Origin of the sequence: Cyanobium sp. WKJ7-Wakatipu (genome assembly GCF_024345355.1) — a bacterium.
In the GTDB taxonomy this organism is placed as follows: domain Bacteria; phylum Cyanobacteriota; class Cyanobacteriia; order PCC-6307; family Cyanobiaceae; genus Cyanobium_A; species Cyanobium_A usitatum.
This window is the reverse complement of sequence record NZ_JAGQAY010000008.1, coordinates 48,220-64,674: the sequence shown is the minus strand read 5'-3', so window position 1 is coordinate 64,674 and position 16,455 is coordinate 48,220. Positions and strand designations below refer to the sequence as shown.

Genomic DNA, 16,455 nt, shown 5'->3' with positions numbered 1-16,455 from the left:
TCGGTGGGGCCGTGTTGTATCCGCGCAAACCATGGGTCAGCACCAGCCAGCGCCTTTGCGAAGGATCACGGCACCGGCAGCCGCAACCCTCGCGCGCTGGCTGCTGGCTCCACACCAGCTCCGGGCGGCCCGCCAGCGCCAGCAGCTTATCGACAGCCTCACGGCAGTGCTTCCCACCGCGGAGGAGAGCAGCCCGGTGGGGTTGGCGATCCTGCAGGGCGCCCGGGCCCTCAGCCTGGCTGATGGCGATTTTGACCAGGAGGAATGGGAGCTTTTTTACTTCTGCATGAAGAGCCTGCACCTCAGCGATGTCCAGCGCCAGAGCGCGGATTTGCATGGCCCACCCGATCCCAAGCGGATCAGCGCCAGCCTTGCCGCCATCGCAGATCCCGTCCAGCGGCTAGCCATTGCCCGCTGCTACTGCCTGTTTGCTGCGGCGGATGGCAAGGGAAAGGCGGCGGAACTCGGTCTGTTGCAGACCCTGCTCCAGGTGCTTGGTCACCCGGAACTGGAGCGGGAGCTGCCCGAGCTCTGCCGCCGCTTTCGCCCTGCGCCCAGCTGGTGGGGTCGCTTTCGCCATGGCTTGGGCCAGCGGCTAGCCCGCTGGGCTTCTCCCCACCGCCGCCGCCGCTGAATGGCCATGGTTGATCCCGCCGGCAGCGGCTTGTTTGAACATGTGCCCGTGCTGGCCGAGGCGGTGCTGGCGGGCTTTGCTTGCCTGCCAGCAGGCCTGCTGATCGACTGCACCCTCGGCGGCGGCGGCCATAGCGAGCTGCTGCTGCAGGCCAATCCCGGCTTGCGACTTGTGGGGCTGGACCAGGACCCAAGCGCCCGTGCCGCCGCCGCCGAGCGCCTCGCCCCATATGGCGATCGGGTCACAATCGTGGCCGCCAACTTCGCCGATTACATCCCTGCGGAGCCGGCCGTAGCGGTGCTGGCCGATCTGGGGGTGAGCAGTCCCCAGCTGGATGTGGCGGCCCGGGGCTTCAGCTTCCGGCTCGAGGGGCCGTTGGATATGCGCATGAACCCCGAGCGCGGCCAAACGGCTGGGGAGCTGCTTGATAGTGCCGGCGAGAGCGAGCTGGCAGATCTGATCTATGGCTACGGCGAGGAGCGCTTGTCGCGGCGGATTGCCCGGCGGATCAAGGAGCAGGGGCCCTGGGGGAATGCCGAACAGCCGCGCCATACCGCCGAGCTGGCCTACCTGGTGGCCGGTTGCTACCCACCGGCGGCGCGCCGCGGCCGCATCCATCCAGCCACACGCACCTTTCAGGCCCTGCGCATTGCCGTAAACGATGAGTTGGGGGTGTTGGACAAGCTGTTGCACAATGCCCCCAACTGGCTGGAGCCAGGCGGGCTGCTGGCTGTGATCAGCTTCCACTCCCTTGAAGATCGGCGGGTGAAAACGGCCTTTCTGGCCGACGCTCGGCTGGAGCGGGTAACGCGCAAGGCGATTAAGGCCAGCCCCGAGGAGGCCGAAGCCAATCCGCGCAGCCGTAGCGCCCGGCTGCGGGTGGCACAGCGGCGCAGTGAGTAGCTGGAGGATGCCTAGATGCTATGTAAGGACGTCTGAGGAATTCAATTTGCCCATGGAAGAGAAACAAGCAAATTCGCTGGCGCTTGCCACATTCGTGATTGGATCCGTTACGGGGGGCGCACTCAATGCCACTCTTATGGGCAGTATTCAGCATGAAGCAGGTATTAACGAGATTTACCACAGAGCGCGAAGCTATCAATCCCAAGCGCTCTCGATGGATCAGCTCGAAAGATGCCGCGTAATTGCTCGCAAGCTGCGCGATCCTGATAGGTAACCTATTGAATCTATTATTGACTTAAAACACTTTTATTTGCTTGTCCGATTCTGCTTCCATGATTCTCTTCTTAGCCAAAGCCCTGCAAGATAGTTAGCAAAGCAGCCGACCAAGGCTCCAGCTGCTACATCGGTTGGGTAATGGGCGCCGCTGCTGATTCTTGTGAATCCGCAGCCAATCGCCATCCCCAGTGCGGGCCATCGCAGGGTTGGGAAGATTGTTATCAAGGCGAGACTTCCACCAAAAGCAACTGCGGCATGTGAGCTCGGCAGTCCTAGTCCACTTGTTGACCAGGCTCGTTCGGAGAAGGCCCGGAATACATACACTTCTTGATCAATCGGACGCTCTCTGCGAATAATCAGTTTCAAAAATTCTGCAATAAGCCCTCCTAGGCCGGCGCTAAGGCAGATCGATATGGCAGCCATTTTTAATGATACGCTTCCTCTCTCAACCCTAAGTCTTAAAGGAGATGCAGAATCTGACCGGGGAAATGCCAGTGCTATCGAAATTGAAATCAATAACCACGTCCATATACTTCCACCAATCCTGAGAAGATAGTAAACGTCTCCTTTTAGGGCCCAGGCATTCGATTTAAAGAAGGATAGGATCTTGAAATCGCCAACCGCTAGGATAATTCCAGCCAACAAGCAGGAGAATAGTATTTTTCTTGTAGCTCCGTCTTTGTCGCCCATTTATTTAGATTTATCTGTTTTGATCCAATCACTTTTTAGGACTGAAAGATTGATAGGCTTCCCTTTGGAATAATTAAATCCGCTATATGTTCCCAGGATGAATACATTGCTAATGGGCGAAAGTTGTTCTCTCGTTTTATCGACGTCTTTTGATTCAACTATTAAAATCGATGATGGATGTTTTGCGGCATGCTGCATTATCCCATCAAGATCAGTCAATGTTGTGTCTGTGCCCAGATTGAAGACCAAGCTAGGCTCGTGGTATGAGTCCGCGGCGACGGGCAATGTGCCAAAATTATTGGAGTCAATAATTGATTTAATTTGTTCTGCTGGCCAAACATAATTTAGGTTTGGCAGAAAAGCTTCAAAAATAAGCCCAAAAACAACGACTGCAGATAGGGCTGAAGCATATAGCTGTCTTTTGGGGGTCTTGATTTTCCCTAATGCCAATACGCTGAAGATGCAAGTCAGAGCTATTAGGAGTGCGGCAACGGTTACGCTGCCGCTAGCCCAAATGCTTAGTAGGGGTATGCCAATAGCGAGAGCTAAGCCCGAAGCTATCCAGGCAAACATCCCAATCCTTTGTGGCCATTTAGATAGCCTAAGTAAAGGACCATCTTGCAGCCGATCGGGTTGAATGATGCCAATGCCTGCCAGAAGGCATAGAGGTGGGATTAGTGGTAATACATAGTGAGGCAACTTTGTGGGTACTAATTCAAATATAATCCAGGCTGGCACGAGCCAACCGCACAGGAATTGTGTTGTAGGGCTAAGGGCTTCTGAAGATCTCCGTAGTCCTGCCCAAGCCTTGGGAAGCAATAGCCAGGAAGCAGGCCAGAGCAAAAATGGTGTGATTAACAGATATGTTCCTGGTGGGGCACCATGGCTTTCCTGACCACTGATAATCTTGCGTAAAAAATCCTGGTTGATAGAATCTTGTACAAATTGCCCATCGCTAAGTGTCTGAATGCTGAAAAGCCATGGGCTAATTAATATTAAAGGGAGTAGTAGCCAGGGCCATGGTTGTATTTTTACTAAGGTTGAGATGCTGCGATCTTTCCAGCAGATCCATGCCAAGGTGAGTGAGGCAAGAACGGGTGCGACCGGCCCTTTGATCAATAATGCGACACCGAGACCGAGCCAAAAGAATATGCGTGCTCGCAGAAGCTTATGATCCTTAGGCATGCAATAAATCTGTGCGAGGCCTGCCTGCATGGCAACTATGGCAGCCAGTTGCATTGCATCAGTTTTTGCAAGATGAGCCTCAACTACGATTAAAAGACTGCATGCAAGTAGAACTGCGGCGCAAAATGACTGGAGATTGCCGACTATTTTTCTAAATCCCAAATAGAGAAACAAAACAGCGCTTGTTGCTCCAATTGTGGAGGGCAATCGATAGGGGCTGCGCTCAGTGGGGGCTATTCCTATTTGTTTGGCCATTCTGCTGGCAGTTGCTTGCAGCCAGTAAATGCCCACAGGCTTTTTGTATCGTGGTTTGTCTTGAAAACGAATATCGACTACGTTTCCAGTCGCCACCATTTGCTTTGTTGCTTGCATGTATCGGGATTCATCTCGATCTGTGGCTGGTAGGCTTGAGATGCCTGGAAGGTATAGAATTAAACACAGTAAAGCCAGTATTAATGTAGCGGTAATATCATTAGTCTGGATTTTGACTCTGATCCAGTTGTGAATTTTTTGAAATAAAATTTTCATTTATATTGCCGGCTTATTGGCCTCGGTCGGCATGGTTGGGTGTGGGAACAAAAACTAACGCCCCCGCTATTCCTAGTGCTGCGCCTATGCAAATATCGCTCAGGAAGTGAGATAGGCTGTTTATTCTCTGAAATGATGCAAGTATTGCAAGGACTATGAATACTGATCTGCCTCTTGGGTAAAACCAGCAGAGTGAAACTGCAAGGCCTGCCGCCACTGCCGCATGCCCTGAGGGAAAGCTCATTAGGGCAGATCTGCTAACGGAATCTGGTTTGAGTAATTCTTGCCCGAATGTGTCGAGAAAGCTAGTTCTTAGATTAAGCAGTGCTGAATGGGGCCTTACACGGTTTATCATTAGCTTTAGAAGGTCAACTATTAATGCCCCAAGGTAGCTTCCGGCGATTAGTTGGCAGGCAATTAATCGGTCACTCTTTTTACGCCAGTTGATTTGCTTTATCGCTAGAGCAGCAATGAGAATCATTGCTGCACCAGTGCCGTGGCCTCCTATTTCTGCAAGGCGGAGGACATTGCTTATCTCTTTCGGGAGGGGGTGTGTTGAGGTAAGCAGGGCAATCGGTACGTCAATCGTGAATGCCAAAAGCCCAACGCATACCAATAAAACGACGAGCCTTGCTGCTCGTTGACGCAGAATTGATAAATTTAAGGGGGGTACCCGTGGGCCCATTATTAAGTAATTGAGATATTTTGCTTGTGCTTTTAGACTGCTGGCAATCGGAGGCACTGGTGGAACTATACCTAATTCTTATTGTGGTCGCAAGGGTTCCGTCGGGATTGTGCTGTTGCGCACAACGGGCCTCTTTTGCCGACCCTTAAGATCGCCTTATATTTGAGGGCTCGATGCACTCTCGCTGAATTTTTAAATTCAGCCGATCAGGCCGGTGCGGTCTTCGGCGCCAAACAGCTGGCGGAAGGCGGCGGTGGAGATGCACAGCACCAGGGGCACCACCACCAGCAGGCCGCCGTAGCTGAACAGGCCGCCGATGGTGTGGACCACGCCCTCGATGATTCCGAGCCACAGCACCAGCCACCAGCTGGGATTAACCACGTTCACGCCAGAACCAATGGTTTTGGTGGGATTCGAGGTGCCCAGTAGCGACACCTGAATCAGGAACTTCTGGGAGACCAGCAGCCAGATGTAGAAGATTGCCACCACGATCATGGGGATCACGCTGAGGGCCTCGTTGAGCTTGCCCAGGCCTGCCCCGATCAGGGTGGCGATGGCACCGGCCACGGCTATGACGATTGCCAGCAGGATGCCGGAACCGAGCAGGCGGGCGCTGGCGGGACGGTCCCAACGGGTGAAGTCGGCGAAGCAGGGCTTGCGGCCCTCCAGGCTCAGCCAGGCGCCGCGGGTCAGGCCAATCACGGTCCACAGGGCAATGATCACGTAGCCGATCACGCCCACGATCAGGGCGGCCCAGGCGCCCGTGGGGTGCACAGCCATCACCTCATTCACGCTGGCTAGGCGAGCCCCGCCTACGGCGGCCAGGGCGGCGAAGGGCAGCAGGATCAGGGCGGAGAGGGCCTCAAACAGCAAAAAAGCCCAGGGGGCGCGGCAAAAAGCAGCCCAGCCGTCTTCTACGGCCTGGAGCACGTGCAGTTGGCTATCGCTGGATGGGGTGAGGGCCATGATCAAGGGCATATAGGCCGGACGGTAGCTATGAAGGCTGCAGGGCGCATCCCAGTTGTGATGCTTTGAGCAATGCTGCTCCGCTGCTTTGGTGGCTCTGCCTGGGTATTCAGGCGTTAGCGATCCCCGGTGCGTTGCTGCCCGTGCTGCCGGGACTGGCCTTGCTGCCCCTGGGGGCGCTGCTGTGGATCTGGGCGGTGGGCTGGAGTGCCGGCTGGCCGTCCCTGCTGCTGGCGATAGTGCTGCTGGTGCTCGGCTGGGGCGCCGAGGCCCTGGGGTTGGTGCTTGGTCCAGCCAAGCTTCAGGCCAGTCGTTGGGCGGGTTTGGGCGCCGGACTGGGCTTGCTGGTGGGCCTCCTCGGTCTGCTGCCGGCCCTGCCCGTTGGTGGCCCCCTGCTGGGCCTGCTGTTGGGCCCCTTTCTGGGGGCGAGCCTGGCCCAGTGGCTGGCAGCTCGCGGTGGCCTGGGCAGGGCGCTGCAGGTGGGGTTGGCGGTGCTGGTGGGGATGTTGGTGAGCAGGTTGGCTCAAGCCCTGCTGGGTGTGGTGGGGGTACTCGGCTTCATTTTGTTGACGCGCTGAGCTTGCTGAGCTGGCCTGAGCTCTCAGCGCAGCTCCCGCACCGCGGCCGCAACTGTTTCGATGGCCAGGGTGATCTCGGCATCGCCGCTGCCACGCCCCAGCCCGAAGCGGATCGAGGCGGCCGCCTGCTGACGGCTGCGGCCTAGGGCCGCCAGGACATGGGAGGGGGAGCCCTGGCTACAGGCCGAGCCGCTGCTCACGGCGAGCTGCTGGCGCAGCAGCCGGTGCAGGCGCGTGCCATCCACCCCTTGCACCGTCACGTTCAGGTTGTGGGCCAGCCGCGGCGCTCCACCGTTGAGCTCCACCCCGTTGAGCTCGATGCCGCCGAGGTCGCGCAGGCCCTCCCAGAGCTGGTCCCGCAGGGTTCCCAGCTGCCCGGCCCGCTCCTCCCGATCAGCCTCAGCCCCCAGCAGCGCCTCTCCCAGCCCCACCACCAAGGGCACCGGCAGGGTGCCGGCCCGGCGGCCGTCCTGCTGGCCGCCACCATGGAGCTGGGCAGCCAGCTGGAGACCCGGGCGCACCAGCAGGGCCCCCACCCCCTTGGGTCCATAAAACTTGTGGCCACTGAGGCTGAGCAGGTCGATGCCCAGCTCGTCGATGGCAAGCGGGATGTGGCCGGCGGCCTGGGCCGCATCCACGTGCAGCAGCACTCCCCGCTGCCGGCAGAGGGCCGCGATGGCGGCCAGGGGCTGGAGCACACCGATTTCGTTGTTGGCGGCCATCACGCTCAGCAGCAGCACGTCGTCGCCGAGGGCAGCCTCCAGCTGGGCTAGATCCACCAGGCCATCGGGCTGGATGGGCACCAGGCTCACCGGAAACCCATGGCGCCCCAGATAGGCCAGAGGGTCGAGCACGGCCCGGTGTTCGCTCACCAGGCTCACCAGTCGCCGCCGGGGGTTGCCAGCTGCCAGGGCCGCTTCGCATACCCCCTTAAGGGCCAGGTTGTTGGCTTCAGTGGCGCCGCTGGTGAAGATCACGGTTTCGGCGCTGCTGCCCAGCACTCGGGCCAGCTGGCCCCGGGCCCGCTCCACGGCGGCGGCAGCTTCCAGGGCCGGGCGATAGAGGCGGTTGGCTGGATTGGCGCAGTGCTCGCTCCACCAAGGCGCCATCGCTGCCACCACCGCCGGATCGCAGGGAGTGGTGGCGTGGTGGTCGAGGTAGGCGAGCATGGGCTGCTTGCAGGCTTCCATGTTGCCAACCAGAACCCTATTGCTGGTGGCCCTTGCAGCAGCGCTGGCGCCACCCAGCTGGGCGGAGGGCGGCGGGGTGCGGCCAGAGGATGCCCGGCCGCCAGGACTGCTGCTGCTGCAGGAGCGCCCCGGCCTGGGCGGCAAGCAGGCGATTGGTATTTATGGGGCTGTAGCCGATGCCAAGACCCCCGGCCTGTGGCGCATCAAGCTCTGGGATGAGCAGCCCAACGACGTCAAGGTGCGCAGCGAAACCATCCGCTGCACCCCTTCGGCGCCGATGCGGGTTACTAGCGATGGCCCCAACCTCTACATCCGCGAGCTGAACCCGGGCGGAGCGATCACGACCGCCAATCACATCGACCACCTGGTGTGGTGGGCCACCTGCTTCCCCGAGCAAGCCGGCAAGGATCCAGCTGGCCTGGGGCCCCTGGCCCGCCAGCTCGGCTACAGCGGCAGCCTGCGGGAATCCGAGCAGATCGTGCCTGGACGCTCCCGCTGAGCGCCTGCAGACTGATCCATGCCGACTGGATACCTGCAGAGTGGCCGCCATGAACCCAGATCTGACCCCGGCCCAGGAACCTGAAGCGACGCCCGTGCGCTTGCTCCTGGTCGACGACGAGCCCGGCCTGCGCACGGCGGTAAAGGCCTATCTGGAAGATGAGGGCTTTGCGGTGACCACCGCCAACGACGGTGAGGAGGGCTGGGCCGTGGCCCAGGAGATGCTGCCCGACGTCATCCTTAGCGACGTGATGATGCCGCGCCTCGATGGCTACGGCCTGCTCCAGAAGTTGCGGGCCGACGAGCGGCTGGGCGGCACGCCGGTGATCTTTCTCACCGCCAAGGGCATGACTGCTGATCGCGTCACCGGCTTCCAGGCCGGCTGCGACGACTACATCCCCAAACCCTTTGATCCCGACGAGCTGGTGGCTCGGGTCAACAATGTCGTCAAGCGCCAGCAGCGGCTGCTGGCGGAGGCGGCCCGCTTTGCCGATGCCGACATTGGCCAGCTGTCCAAGCAGATCACCGAGATTCGCTCCCTGCTCGCCACGGGCAGTGCCAAGAAGCCAGCCAGCGCGCCCGAGCATGTGTTCACGCCGCGGGAGGCCAGCGTGTTGCAGCTGGTGGCCGAGGGGATGATGAATAAAGAGATCGCCCGGCGACTGGAAACCTCGATCCGCAACGTCGAGAAGTACGTCAGTCGGCTGTTCATCAAAACCGGCACCGCCAGCCGCACCGAACTGGTGCGCTACGCGCTCGAGCACGGTCTTGTTGACTGAAACAGGCTTGTTGACTGAGCCAGTCTTGTTGACTGAGCCAGGCTGGCTGGCGCCTGCCCTCAATGGCGGCTTCGCCTATAGGGATCGCATCGCCCCCAGGTCCGCCGGCCGGAGCGTCAGCGCTTTTTATGCCGGTTGCTATCGCCATTCAACGCCTACCGATTGGCTGCAGCGCCTCGCCGCCGGGGAGATCTCCAGGAACGGCCAGCAGCTCCAGTCCGATGGGGCCCTCGCAGCCGGAGATCAGCTGATCTGGCATCGGCCCCCCTGGCAGGAGGCGGCCGTGCCGGTGTTGCCCAGCCCCCTGTTCGACAACGGCGACCTGCTGGTGTTCAACAAGCCCAGCGGCCTGCCGGTGCTGCCGGCCGGCGGCTTCCTGGAGCACACCTTGCTGGCCCAGCTCCAGGACCGCTGGCCCGAGGCCCGGCCCGTGCACCGCCTGGGACGCTTCACCTCGGGCCTGCTGGTATGTGCCCGCAGCTCCACCAGCCGAGCCTGGCTAAGCGCCCTGCTGCGGGAGAGCACGGCGCAATGCCGCTGCACCAAGACCTACCGGGCCCTGCTCCAGCCCCCGGTCCCCGAGTCCCCCTTGCTGGCGCTGGAGCCCGACCATCAGCTCAGCCTCACCACGCCGATTGGTCGCTGTCCCCATGCCCGGCTGGGCACCATATGGGCCGCGGCTCCGGCGGATCCGGTTGCCCTGCCGGCCCGCAGCGAATTGCGCCTGCTGGAGCGGGGCGAGCGGGCCTGGTTGGTGGAGGTCACGATCGCTACGGGGCGGCCCCACCAGATCCGCATCCACACCGCCGCCGCCGGGGCGCCCCTGCTGGGAGATCCGCTCTACGCTCCGGGCGGGTTGGCCGCCGAGCAGGCCCTGCCGGGGGACGGTGGATACCACCTGCACGCCCACCGGCTGCGGTTGGTCTGCCCCGATGGCGACCTGCTTGCGCTGGAGGCGCCTTTGCCCGAGGCCCTGCGCGGAGCTGCCGATGGCTGAAGTTCAAGCTCCGGGCCTGCACCTGCGCCACTGGCCAGCCTGGCTGGCGCCCAGCGCCGCGGCTGAGCTGCTGGAGCGCCTGCAGCTCGAGGTGCCCTGGAAGCAGGAGGCGATCACGATTTACGGCCGCCGTCACCTGCTGCCGCGGCTCACCTGCTGGATGGCCGATCCCGGCTGCGGCTACAGCTACAGCGGCCTGGCCAACGCGATTGAGCCCTGGTCGCCGGCTGCCGCCGAGCTGCGCGAGGCCCTGCAGGTGCTCACGGGCTGGCGCTTCAACTCCCTGCTGCTCAACCGCTACCGCGACGGCCGCGACGCCATGGGCTGGCATGCGGACGATGAACCCGAGCTCGAGCCCACCGCCCCGATCGCCTCCCTCAGCCTTGGCGCCCCCCGCGACTTCCGCCTGCGGCCCCAGCCCAGCCCGCGCAATCGCGCCGCTGTCGCCTCCGGTGCCTGCCAGTTGCCTGCTGGTTTTGGCGATTGCACCCCGTTCAACATTCCATTGCAAAACGGCGATTTGCTGTTGATGGAGCCCCCCACCCAGTTGTGGTGGCAGCACGCCCTGCCGCGCCGGCTGCGGCTGCAGCAGCAGCGCCTCAACCTGACGTTTCGGGTGGTGCGGGCCAGCCGCTAATCAGCCCCGCTCGAAGGCGATCAGGTATCCAGCGCTTGGATCAGCGCTTCCAGATTGGTGCCAACTTGATTGGCCACGTCCTTGAGGATCTGCCGGAGTGTGCCCACACGCAAAGGTTTATGGGCGGGGATGGTGAGGTGTTGCTGCCCGTTCGGCAGCAGGCGAGTGAGTCGCATGTGGCTGCCACTTTGTCGGGTCACGGCATAGCCAAATCGGGCTAACCGCCGCGCTAGTTCTGCACCATCGAGATCACGGGGGATCTTCACAGGGCAAGCAGTTCCTGGCGCACGTGATGAAGCCGTATCAACGGGGGCGCATCACCCTCCTCAAAGTGGCAGTGCACGGCATCACGAATCTCTTGATGCAGCTGCTCCAAATCTTCCGCCTCTGTGTGAATCGAACTGCCAACAGCGTTGGCTCGGAATGACCCGTCCTCGGCTTCTTCCACGACAAAAAGAATTTCGTTCATCGTGCTTTTGCCCGGGGCCCTCTGCCAAGAAAGAGTCTGGCATCGAATCAGGGGGCTGGTTGGTCTGCGGGATTGCCCGCTTTGCGGGGTCAGCCCCGCTCGAAGGCGATCAGCCTTGAGAAGTAAAAGGGCGCCTTGTTGAGGCTGCGGCGCATGGGCTTGAAGCCGGCTTTGGCCGCGGCGGCCACGATGCCATCCTCGCGCAGGGTGTAGGCCCGGGTGGTCTTGCTGGGGCCTGGGAACAGCTGGCCGATGCCCTTGAGCAGGGCCAGCAGCGGCGTGTAGGGAGCGAAGCTCACGATCAGGTGCCGCTCCGCCATCGAGGCCAGGTGGCGCACCATCTCCTCGGCCGGGGCCTGGGGGTAGTGGATGAACACGTCCAGGCAGATCACCGTGTCGTAGCGACCCTCCAGGCTCTCTAGATCGGAGGCCAGGAAGCTGATCTGGCCGGGCTTGACGCCCAGATCAGCAGCGCGGCGCTGCGCTTCTTGCACCATCGCAGCAGAGAGGTCGGAGGCGGCGATGGATCCCGCACCCAGCTGGGCCAAGGGCAGGGTCAGGCTGCCTACGCCGCAGCCGGCATCACAGAAGCTGCGGCTCTCAAGTCCGCCCTGCTCCTGCAGCCAGGCCAGCACGTTGTCCACCGTCTTCTGGTGGCCAATGCGGATGTTGCGCTGCACCCGGTTGACGTCGTCGCTGTCGCTGTAGATGCGATTCCAGCGCTCAAAGCCGGTGGTTTCGAAGTAGCCCTTCACCTCAAGTTTTTCGGCCTGGTTGGCTTCCAGTAGCTGGTCGGGGGGCATGGGGATATCCGGTCGTGGCGCGGATCCTAGGGAGTGACTTCTGCTCCGGGTCGCTGCCAGCTGAGTCCGGCGGGCCCCTCCTGCCAGCGCAGGGTTTCCGCCAGGGGCATGCCCAGCAACATCTGGTCGAGGCTGCGGTCATCGCCCAGCACCCGCCGGGGCAGCACGGTGGCCGCGGCGATGGCCCGGGCCGGCTCACCGGTCCACTGGGCCAGGCGCCGCACCCCCTCCAGCAGCTGCAGGGTGACGCCGGCCAGGGTGCCGTCTTCCAGCCGGCAGCTGCCGTCGGCCACGATCAGCAAGCGCTCATCCCAGCGGTGCTGGCCTTCGCCGAGGCCGTAGGGGGCCAGGGCATCGCTCACCAGCACCACCTGCTCAGGCGCCAGCCGCTGCAGCAGCACCGCCATGGTGGGGGCCACGTGCACCCCATCGGCGATCAGGCCGATTGCCACATCCCCTCGTAGGGCGGCAGCCGCCACCGGCCCTGGCGCGCGCCGGTGCATGTCAGGCATGGCGTTGAAGGCGTGGGTGAGCATCGTCACCCCGGCAGCGAAGGCTGCCTGGGCCTGGGTCTCGCTGGCGGCGCTGTGGCCCAGGCTCACCACGATGCCCCGCTCGGCCAGGGCGGTGATTACGGCGCCAGCGCCCTCCAGTTCTGGTGCCAGGGTCACCAGATCGATGTCGCTTTCAAAGCCGTCAATGCGCTGCAGCAGGGCGGCCAGGCTCGGGGCGGCCAGGTGCTGGGAGGGATGGGCGCCCCGGCGACTGGGCTCAAGGAAGGGACCCTCCAGGTGGGCGCCCAGCAGCTGGCAGCGGCCTGGTCGGTGGGCTGCCCGCGCCTCGGCCAGCACGGCCAGGGCCTGGCGCAGGGGTGCAACGCCGCAGGTCACCAGGGTGGGACAGATCGCTTCGACACCATCGCGCCAGAGCAGCTCCAGCAGAGCTTCCAGCTGGGGAAGATCGGCCGGCGTGAGCTCCGGAAAAGCCAGGCCCAGGCCGCCGTTGATCTGCAGATCCACCCCGGCCGGGCTGAGCCAGTCGCCGTGCCAGTCGTCACCGGCGGCCCGGCTGCCGGCGGGCAAAGGCTCCACCAGGCTGATCAGATCGTCGTCGTCAAGGCCGATGCGCCAGCGCTGGTTGGCGCCATGGCTGCAGCGCTTGGCCTGGGGCAGTCGCACATTGCTGAGCCAGCGCATGGGCAGAAGGGCCGCCAGACGGGACAATGCCATTCTCCGCCTGCGCCTGCGTGGTTGCCATCCCCCCTTCCGATTCGCCCGCGGGCCCCGGTGTTCCCAGGGTCGCGGTGGTGATGGGCAGCGACTCAGACCTGCCCACGATGCAGCCGGCGGTGCAGGTGCTGGAGCAGTTTGGGGTGGTGGTAGAGGTGCGGGTGCTCTCTGCTCATCGCACTCCCCTGGAGATGGTGGAATTTGCCCAGATGGCCCGAGGGCGGGGCTTCAAGGTGATCGTCGCCGGCGCCGGCGGCGCCGCCCACCTGCCCGGCATGGTGGCCGCGCTCACCACCCTGCCGGTGATCGGCGTGCCGGTGCAGAGCCGGGCCTTATCGGGTGTGGATTCGCTGCATTCGATCGTGCAGATGCCCGCTGGTATCCCGGTGGCCACGGTGGCGATCGGTAATGGCCTCAATGCTGGCCTGCTAGCGGCGCAGATCCTGGCCACCGCTGATCCCCGCCTCGCCCAGGAGATCTCGGACTACCGCGATGGGCTGCACGGCCAGGTAACGGCCAAGGACACCCGCCTGCAGCAGCTGGGCAGCCGGGCTTATCTGGAGCAGATGGGCTGATGCTGGAACGGCTCGTTCTGCCCCCCTGGCTCAAGGCCGGCCTGGCCCTGCCCTTGCTGGTGCTCAACCTCTGGGTGCTGCGCCAGCTGCTGCTGCCCCTGGCGCCCTTCCCGGCCCTGTTTGTGGCGGCCGCCCTGATCGCCTTCCTGCTGGATTTGCCCAGCCGCTGGCTGATGGGCCGCGGTCTGCCGCGTTGGCTTGCCTACGCCCTGGTGGTGGGAGTGAGTGTGGGCCTGATCGGCCTGGCCGCCGTCTGGCTGGTGCCGCGGCTGGTCGAGCAGTTGGGCGAGCTGATCACGGCCCTGCCGGGCTGGTTGGCCCAGGGGGAAACCCTGTTGCAGCAGCTGCAGGCCTGGGCGGTGGCGCGGGGTCTGCCCACCGATTTTGGCGACCTCAGCAGCGAGCTGCTCACCCGCACCAGCCAGCTGGCCCGCCAATTCAGCCAGCAGCTGCTCAGTCTGTTGGGCACCACCGTGGGCCTCACGGTCAACACTGTGATCGTGCTGGTGCTGGCGGTGTTTCTACTGCTGGGAGGGGAGGGCATCAGTTCCGGCCTGGCCCAGTGGCTTCCCCTACGGGCGCGCAGCCTGGTGGTCACGACTTTGAACCGCACCTTCCGCGGCTACTTCGCCGGCCAGGTGTTGCTGGCCCTGATTCTCAGCGTTGCCCAGATCGTGGTGTTCACCCTGCTGGGCATTCCCTATGGAGTGCTGTTTGCGGTGGCGATTGGCTTCACCACCCTGGTGCCCTACGCCAGTGCCCTCACGATCGTGGCGGTGAGCGTGCTGCTCGCCCTGGATGATCCCCGCACGGGCCTAGAAGTGCTGGCCGCAGCCATCAGCGTTGGTCAGGTGGTGGACCAGGTGATCCAGCCCCGGCTGATGGGCCGAATTGTGGGCCTGCAGCCGGCCTGGCTGCTGATCAGCCTGCCGTTGGGTGCGCGCCTGGGCAGCCTGCTGGGCCTGGGGGATCTGCTCGGCCTGGTGCTGGCGGTGCCGGTGGCCAGCTGCGCCAAGACCTTCCTCGATGCTTGGGGAGAGCAGCTGCGCTCCGGTGAGGTGCCGGTGTTCAGCTCCCCTGCGGGATCACGCCCTGAGCTGCCAGATAGCTGAGCACCACGGCCACCGACTCCTCCAGGTTTTGGCTGCCGGTATCCACCCTTAGCTCGGGCTGCTCGGGGGCCTGGTAGGGGCTGGAGATGCCCGTGAACTCCTTGATTTCGCCGGCCCGAGCCTTGGCATAAAGGCCCTTGGTGTCGCGCCCCTCGCAAACCTCCAGGTCAGCGGCGCAGTGGATTTCGATGAAGTCGCCGGCGTCCACCAGGGCGCGGGCCTTGTCGCGGTCGGCCTTGAAGGGCGACACGAAGGCGGTAAGCACCACCACCCCCGCATCTAGAAAAAGCTTGCTCACCTCGCCAATGCGGCGGATGTTTTCCTCGCGGGCAGCATCGGAGAAGCCCAGGTCCTTGCAGAGGCCGTGGCGGATGTTGTCTCCATCCAGCACGTAGCAGGAGAGCCCCCTCTCAAACAGGGCCGAATTCACGGCGTTGGCCAGCGTGCTCTTGCCCGAGCCGCTGAGGCCGGTGAACCAAAGGATGGCGCTGCGGTGGCCGCGCTGCAGGGCCCGGCCAGAGCGATCCTCCGAGGTGTGGTGCCAGGCGATGTTGGTCGAGGCCCCCTGGTTGGTTAGTTCGCCGTAGGTGGGGTTGGTGGGAGCGGCGGACATCGGCGCAGGGCGTTGGGACGGATGGGGCCATTCTCCCCTGTGCATCGCGTCAGGCCCTTGAGAGGTGCTTTGGTGCCCGGGGGCTGATTTTGATTCTAGAATTGACAACTATAAGTGCTTTCCGCAATGGCTGTCAGCATCAAGAGCCCTCGGGTGGACGCCCTGCTCGAGCAGCTGCGGCAGCTCACGGGCAGGGGGGTCACGGAGATTGTGCGGGATGCCTTGGAGCTGGAGCTGCAGCGGCAGCGGTGGTTGAGCCGGCGCAGGCGCCTCAGTGCCGAGTTACCAGTCCTGCAGGATCAGGCCATTGAGACGGCCAAACCTTTCCATCCCGATTCGCTGTACGACGAGCAGGGTTTGCCATCGTGATTCTGGATACTTCGCTGCTGCTCGCAATTCTTCAGCGAGAGCCGGGGTGGGAGCGACACCAGCAGGAGCTCGGGGAGGCAGAGGTTTTACGCATGTCCGCTGGCACCCTGCAGGAGCTGCTGCTGGTTGCTCACTGCCGTGGTGTGCTCGAACCGATGCAGACCTTGCTGGATCTGATTGACCCCGATCTGGTGCCGGTGGATGCGGATTTGGCAGAGCGCGCTCTCGGCATCTTCCAGCGTTTTGGCAAGGGCCAGGGCCATCCGGCCCAGCTGAACTTCGGGGATTGTTTTGCGGCGGCCCTGGCTGAGCGTGACCAATTGCCCCTTGGCTACATCGGCGACGATTTCACCAAGGCCGGCTTCTGAGGTTCGTGGCGCTTGCCTTTCAGCCCCCCGCCTGTTTGGGCCGGTAGCCCTCCTTCTCCAGGGCCGCGAGCGCCGGAGCCACCTGGTCGCCCTGCAGTTCGATCACCCCTTCTTTGACGGTGCCGCCTGTACCGGCAACGGCCTTGAGCTGCTTGAGCAGCGTTTTCAGCTCGGCTTCCGGCACCTCAAGTCCCGTGATCGCCGTCACCAGTTTTCCGCCCTTGCCTGCCTTGGTGCGCTGCACTCGCACCCGTTGCTGGGCCTTTGGACTGGGTGCGCCCGCCGGGCCGGCCCCAGCGGCGGTGGGTCTGGCCGTGCTTGCGGCGTTGCTGCTGAATTCCTGCCAGCTGCCCTTCTTGGCCATGCCCAAT

22 protein-coding genes are annotated in these 16,455 nt (G+C 63.0%); 11 read left to right on the top strand and 11 right to left on the bottom strand.

The window, feature by feature from the left end; translation table 11 throughout:
- Nucleotides 1-31: 31 nt before the first annotated feature.
- On the top strand, nt 32-634 hold the full coding sequence (locus tag KBY83_RS06925) for a hypothetical protein (RefSeq protein ID WP_255018891.1): 603 nt from the start codon (nt 32-34) through the stop codon (nt 632-634).
- Between the two features lie 6 nt (nt 635-640).
- Nucleotides 641-1,537: a 16S rRNA (cytosine(1402)-N(4))-methyltransferase RsmH gene (gene rsmH / locus KBY83_RS06920; protein ID WP_255018890.1), complete on the top strand. Its 897-nt coding sequence runs from the start codon at nt 641-643 to the stop codon at nt 1,535-1,537.
- Nucleotides 1,538-1,843: 306 nt separating this feature from the next.
- On the opposite strand, the gene KBY83_RS06915 is transcribed toward rsmH, so the two are convergent.
- The 4 genes from KBY83_RS06915 to KBY83_RS06900 all read right to left on the bottom strand — a co-directional run bounded on the left by KBY83_RS06915 (nt 1,844) and on the right by KBY83_RS06900 (nt 5,867).
- The gene (locus KBY83_RS06915) at nt 1,844-2,503 is read right to left on the bottom strand and encodes a phosphatase PAP2 family protein (protein ID WP_255018889.1); all 660 of its coding nucleotides are present in this window, start codon (nt 2,501-2,503) and stop codon (nt 1,844-1,846) included.
- Nucleotides 2,504-4,060: a glycosyltransferase family 39 protein gene (locus KBY83_RS06910; protein ID WP_255018888.1), complete on the bottom strand. Its 1,557-nt coding sequence runs from the start codon at nt 4,058-4,060 to the stop codon at nt 2,504-2,506.
- A gap of 169 nt (nt 4,061-4,229) precedes the next feature.
- Nucleotides 4,230-4,814, bottom strand: a complete 585-nt coding sequence (locus KBY83_RS06905) for a phosphatase PAP2 family protein (RefSeq protein WP_255018887.1) — start codon at nt 4,812-4,814, stop codon at nt 4,230-4,232.
- Nucleotides 4,815-5,099: 285 nt separating this feature from the next.
- A complete protein-coding gene (locus KBY83_RS06900; protein WP_255018886.1) occupies nt 5,100-5,867 on the bottom strand; it encodes a hypothetical protein in 768 nt (255 codons plus the stop codon).
- 65 nt (nt 5,868-5,932) lie between these two features.
- On the opposite strand from KBY83_RS06900, the gene KBY83_RS06895 reads away from it, so the two are divergent.
- Nucleotides 5,933-6,445 carry a DUF456 family protein gene (locus KBY83_RS06895; RefSeq protein ID WP_255018885.1) on the top strand — a complete coding sequence of 171 codons (513 nt, stop codon included), beginning with the start codon at nt 5,933-5,935 and terminating at the stop codon, nt 6,443-6,445.
- A 23-nt stretch (nt 6,446-6,468) separates the two neighbouring features.
- Here KBY83_RS06895 and KBY83_RS06890 read toward each other — a convergent pair whose 3' ends face one another.
- Nucleotides 6,469-7,614, bottom strand: coding sequence for a cysteine desulfurase family protein (locus tag KBY83_RS06890; protein ID WP_255018884.1), 1,146 nt, complete (start codon nt 7,612-7,614; stop codon nt 6,469-6,471).
- A 19-nt stretch (nt 7,615-7,633) separates the two neighbouring features.
- Here KBY83_RS06890 and KBY83_RS06885 point away from each other — a divergent pair, with 19 nt between their 5' ends.
- The 4 genes from KBY83_RS06885 to KBY83_RS06870 are packed head-to-tail and all read left to right on the top strand — an operon-like array spanning nt 7,634 to nt 10,546.
- Complete coding sequence (locus KBY83_RS06885; RefSeq protein WP_255018883.1) at nt 7,634-8,134, top strand: hypothetical protein; 501 nt, start codon at nt 7,634-7,636, stop codon at nt 8,132-8,134.
- A 49-nt stretch (nt 8,135-8,183) separates the two neighbouring features.
- A complete protein-coding gene (locus tag KBY83_RS06880; protein WP_255018882.1) occupies nt 8,184-8,912 on the top strand; it encodes a response regulator transcription factor in 729 nt (242 codons plus the stop codon).
- Nucleotides 8,913-8,937: 25 nt separating this feature from the next.
- A complete protein-coding gene (locus KBY83_RS06875) occupies nt 8,938-9,909 on the top strand; it encodes an RluA family pseudouridine synthase (protein WP_315858956.1) in 972 nt (323 codons plus the stop codon).
- Nucleotides 9,902-10,546, top strand: a complete 645-nt coding sequence (locus KBY83_RS06870; RefSeq protein ID WP_255018881.1) for an alpha-ketoglutarate-dependent dioxygenase AlkB — start codon at nt 9,902-9,904, stop codon at nt 10,544-10,546. The genes KBY83_RS06875 and KBY83_RS06870 overlap by 8 nt, the downstream gene beginning before the upstream one ends.
- Nucleotides 10,547-10,566: 20 nt before the next feature.
- Here KBY83_RS06870 and KBY83_RS06865 read toward each other — a convergent pair whose 3' ends face one another.
- From KBY83_RS06865 to KBY83_RS06850, 4 genes are all read right to left on the bottom strand, one after another.
- The gene (locus tag KBY83_RS06865) at nt 10,567-10,812 is read right to left on the bottom strand and encodes a type II toxin-antitoxin system HicA family toxin (RefSeq protein WP_255018880.1); all 246 of its coding nucleotides are present in this window, start codon (nt 10,810-10,812) and stop codon (nt 10,567-10,569) included.
- On the bottom strand, nt 10,809-11,015 hold the full coding sequence (locus tag KBY83_RS06860) for a 2-oxoisovalerate dehydrogenase (RefSeq protein WP_254931865.1): 207 nt from the start codon (nt 11,013-11,015) through the stop codon (nt 10,809-10,811). Before KBY83_RS06860 ends, KBY83_RS06865 begins: the two co-directional genes overlap by 4 nt.
- An 89-nt stretch (nt 11,016-11,104) precedes the next feature.
- Nucleotides 11,105-11,818 carry a magnesium protoporphyrin IX methyltransferase gene (bchM, locus tag KBY83_RS06855; protein ID WP_255018879.1) on the bottom strand — a complete coding sequence of 238 codons (714 nt, stop codon included), beginning with the start codon at nt 11,816-11,818 and terminating at the stop codon, nt 11,105-11,107.
- A gap of 26 nt (nt 11,819-11,844) precedes the next feature.
- Nucleotides 11,845-13,014 carry an N-acetylglucosamine-6-phosphate deacetylase gene (locus KBY83_RS06850; protein WP_255018929.1) on the bottom strand — a complete coding sequence of 390 codons (1,170 nt, stop codon included), beginning with the start codon at nt 13,012-13,014 and terminating at the stop codon, nt 11,845-11,847.
- 50 nt (nt 13,015-13,064) lie between these two features.
- Between KBY83_RS06850 and purE the strand changes: the two genes are divergently transcribed.
- Together purE and KBY83_RS06840 are read left to right on the top strand one after the other, a co-directional pair.
- Nucleotides 13,065-13,622: a 5-(carboxyamino)imidazole ribonucleotide mutase gene (gene purE / locus KBY83_RS06845; protein WP_255018878.1), complete on the top strand. Its 558-nt coding sequence runs from the start codon at nt 13,065-13,067 to the stop codon at nt 13,620-13,622.
- Complete coding sequence (locus tag KBY83_RS06840) at nt 13,622-14,734, top strand: AI-2E family transporter (RefSeq protein WP_254962259.1); 1,113 nt, start codon at nt 13,622-13,624, stop codon at nt 14,732-14,734. Before purE ends, KBY83_RS06840 begins: the two co-directional genes overlap by 1 nt.
- On the opposite strand, the gene cysC is transcribed toward KBY83_RS06840, so the two are convergent.
- Nucleotides 14,691-15,347, bottom strand: coding sequence for an adenylyl-sulfate kinase (gene cysC / locus KBY83_RS06835; protein ID WP_255018877.1), 657 nt, complete (start codon nt 15,345-15,347; stop codon nt 14,691-14,693). The genes KBY83_RS06840 and cysC overlap by 44 nt on opposite strands.
- A gap of 126 nt (nt 15,348-15,473) precedes the next feature.
- Between cysC and KBY83_RS06830 the strand changes: the two genes are divergently transcribed.
- Together KBY83_RS06830 and KBY83_RS06825 are read left to right on the top strand one after the other, a co-directional pair.
- Complete coding sequence (locus tag KBY83_RS06830; RefSeq protein ID WP_161956159.1) at nt 15,474-15,716, top strand: type II toxin-antitoxin system VapB family antitoxin; 243 nt, start codon at nt 15,474-15,476, stop codon at nt 15,714-15,716.
- Nucleotides 15,713-16,084 (top strand): type II toxin-antitoxin system VapC family toxin, encoded by a 372-nt coding sequence (locus tag KBY83_RS06825; protein ID WP_255018876.1) that lies wholly within the window; start codon nt 15,713-15,715, stop codon nt 16,082-16,084. Before KBY83_RS06830 ends, KBY83_RS06825 begins: the two co-directional genes overlap by 4 nt.
- A 19-nt stretch (nt 16,085-16,103) precedes the next feature.
- On the opposite strand, the gene KBY83_RS06820 is transcribed toward KBY83_RS06825, so the two are convergent.
- Complete coding sequence (locus tag KBY83_RS06820) at nt 16,104-16,448, bottom strand: translation initiation factor (protein WP_255018874.1); 345 nt, start codon at nt 16,446-16,448, stop codon at nt 16,104-16,106.
- Between the last annotated feature and the right edge of the window lie 7 nt (nt 16,449-16,455).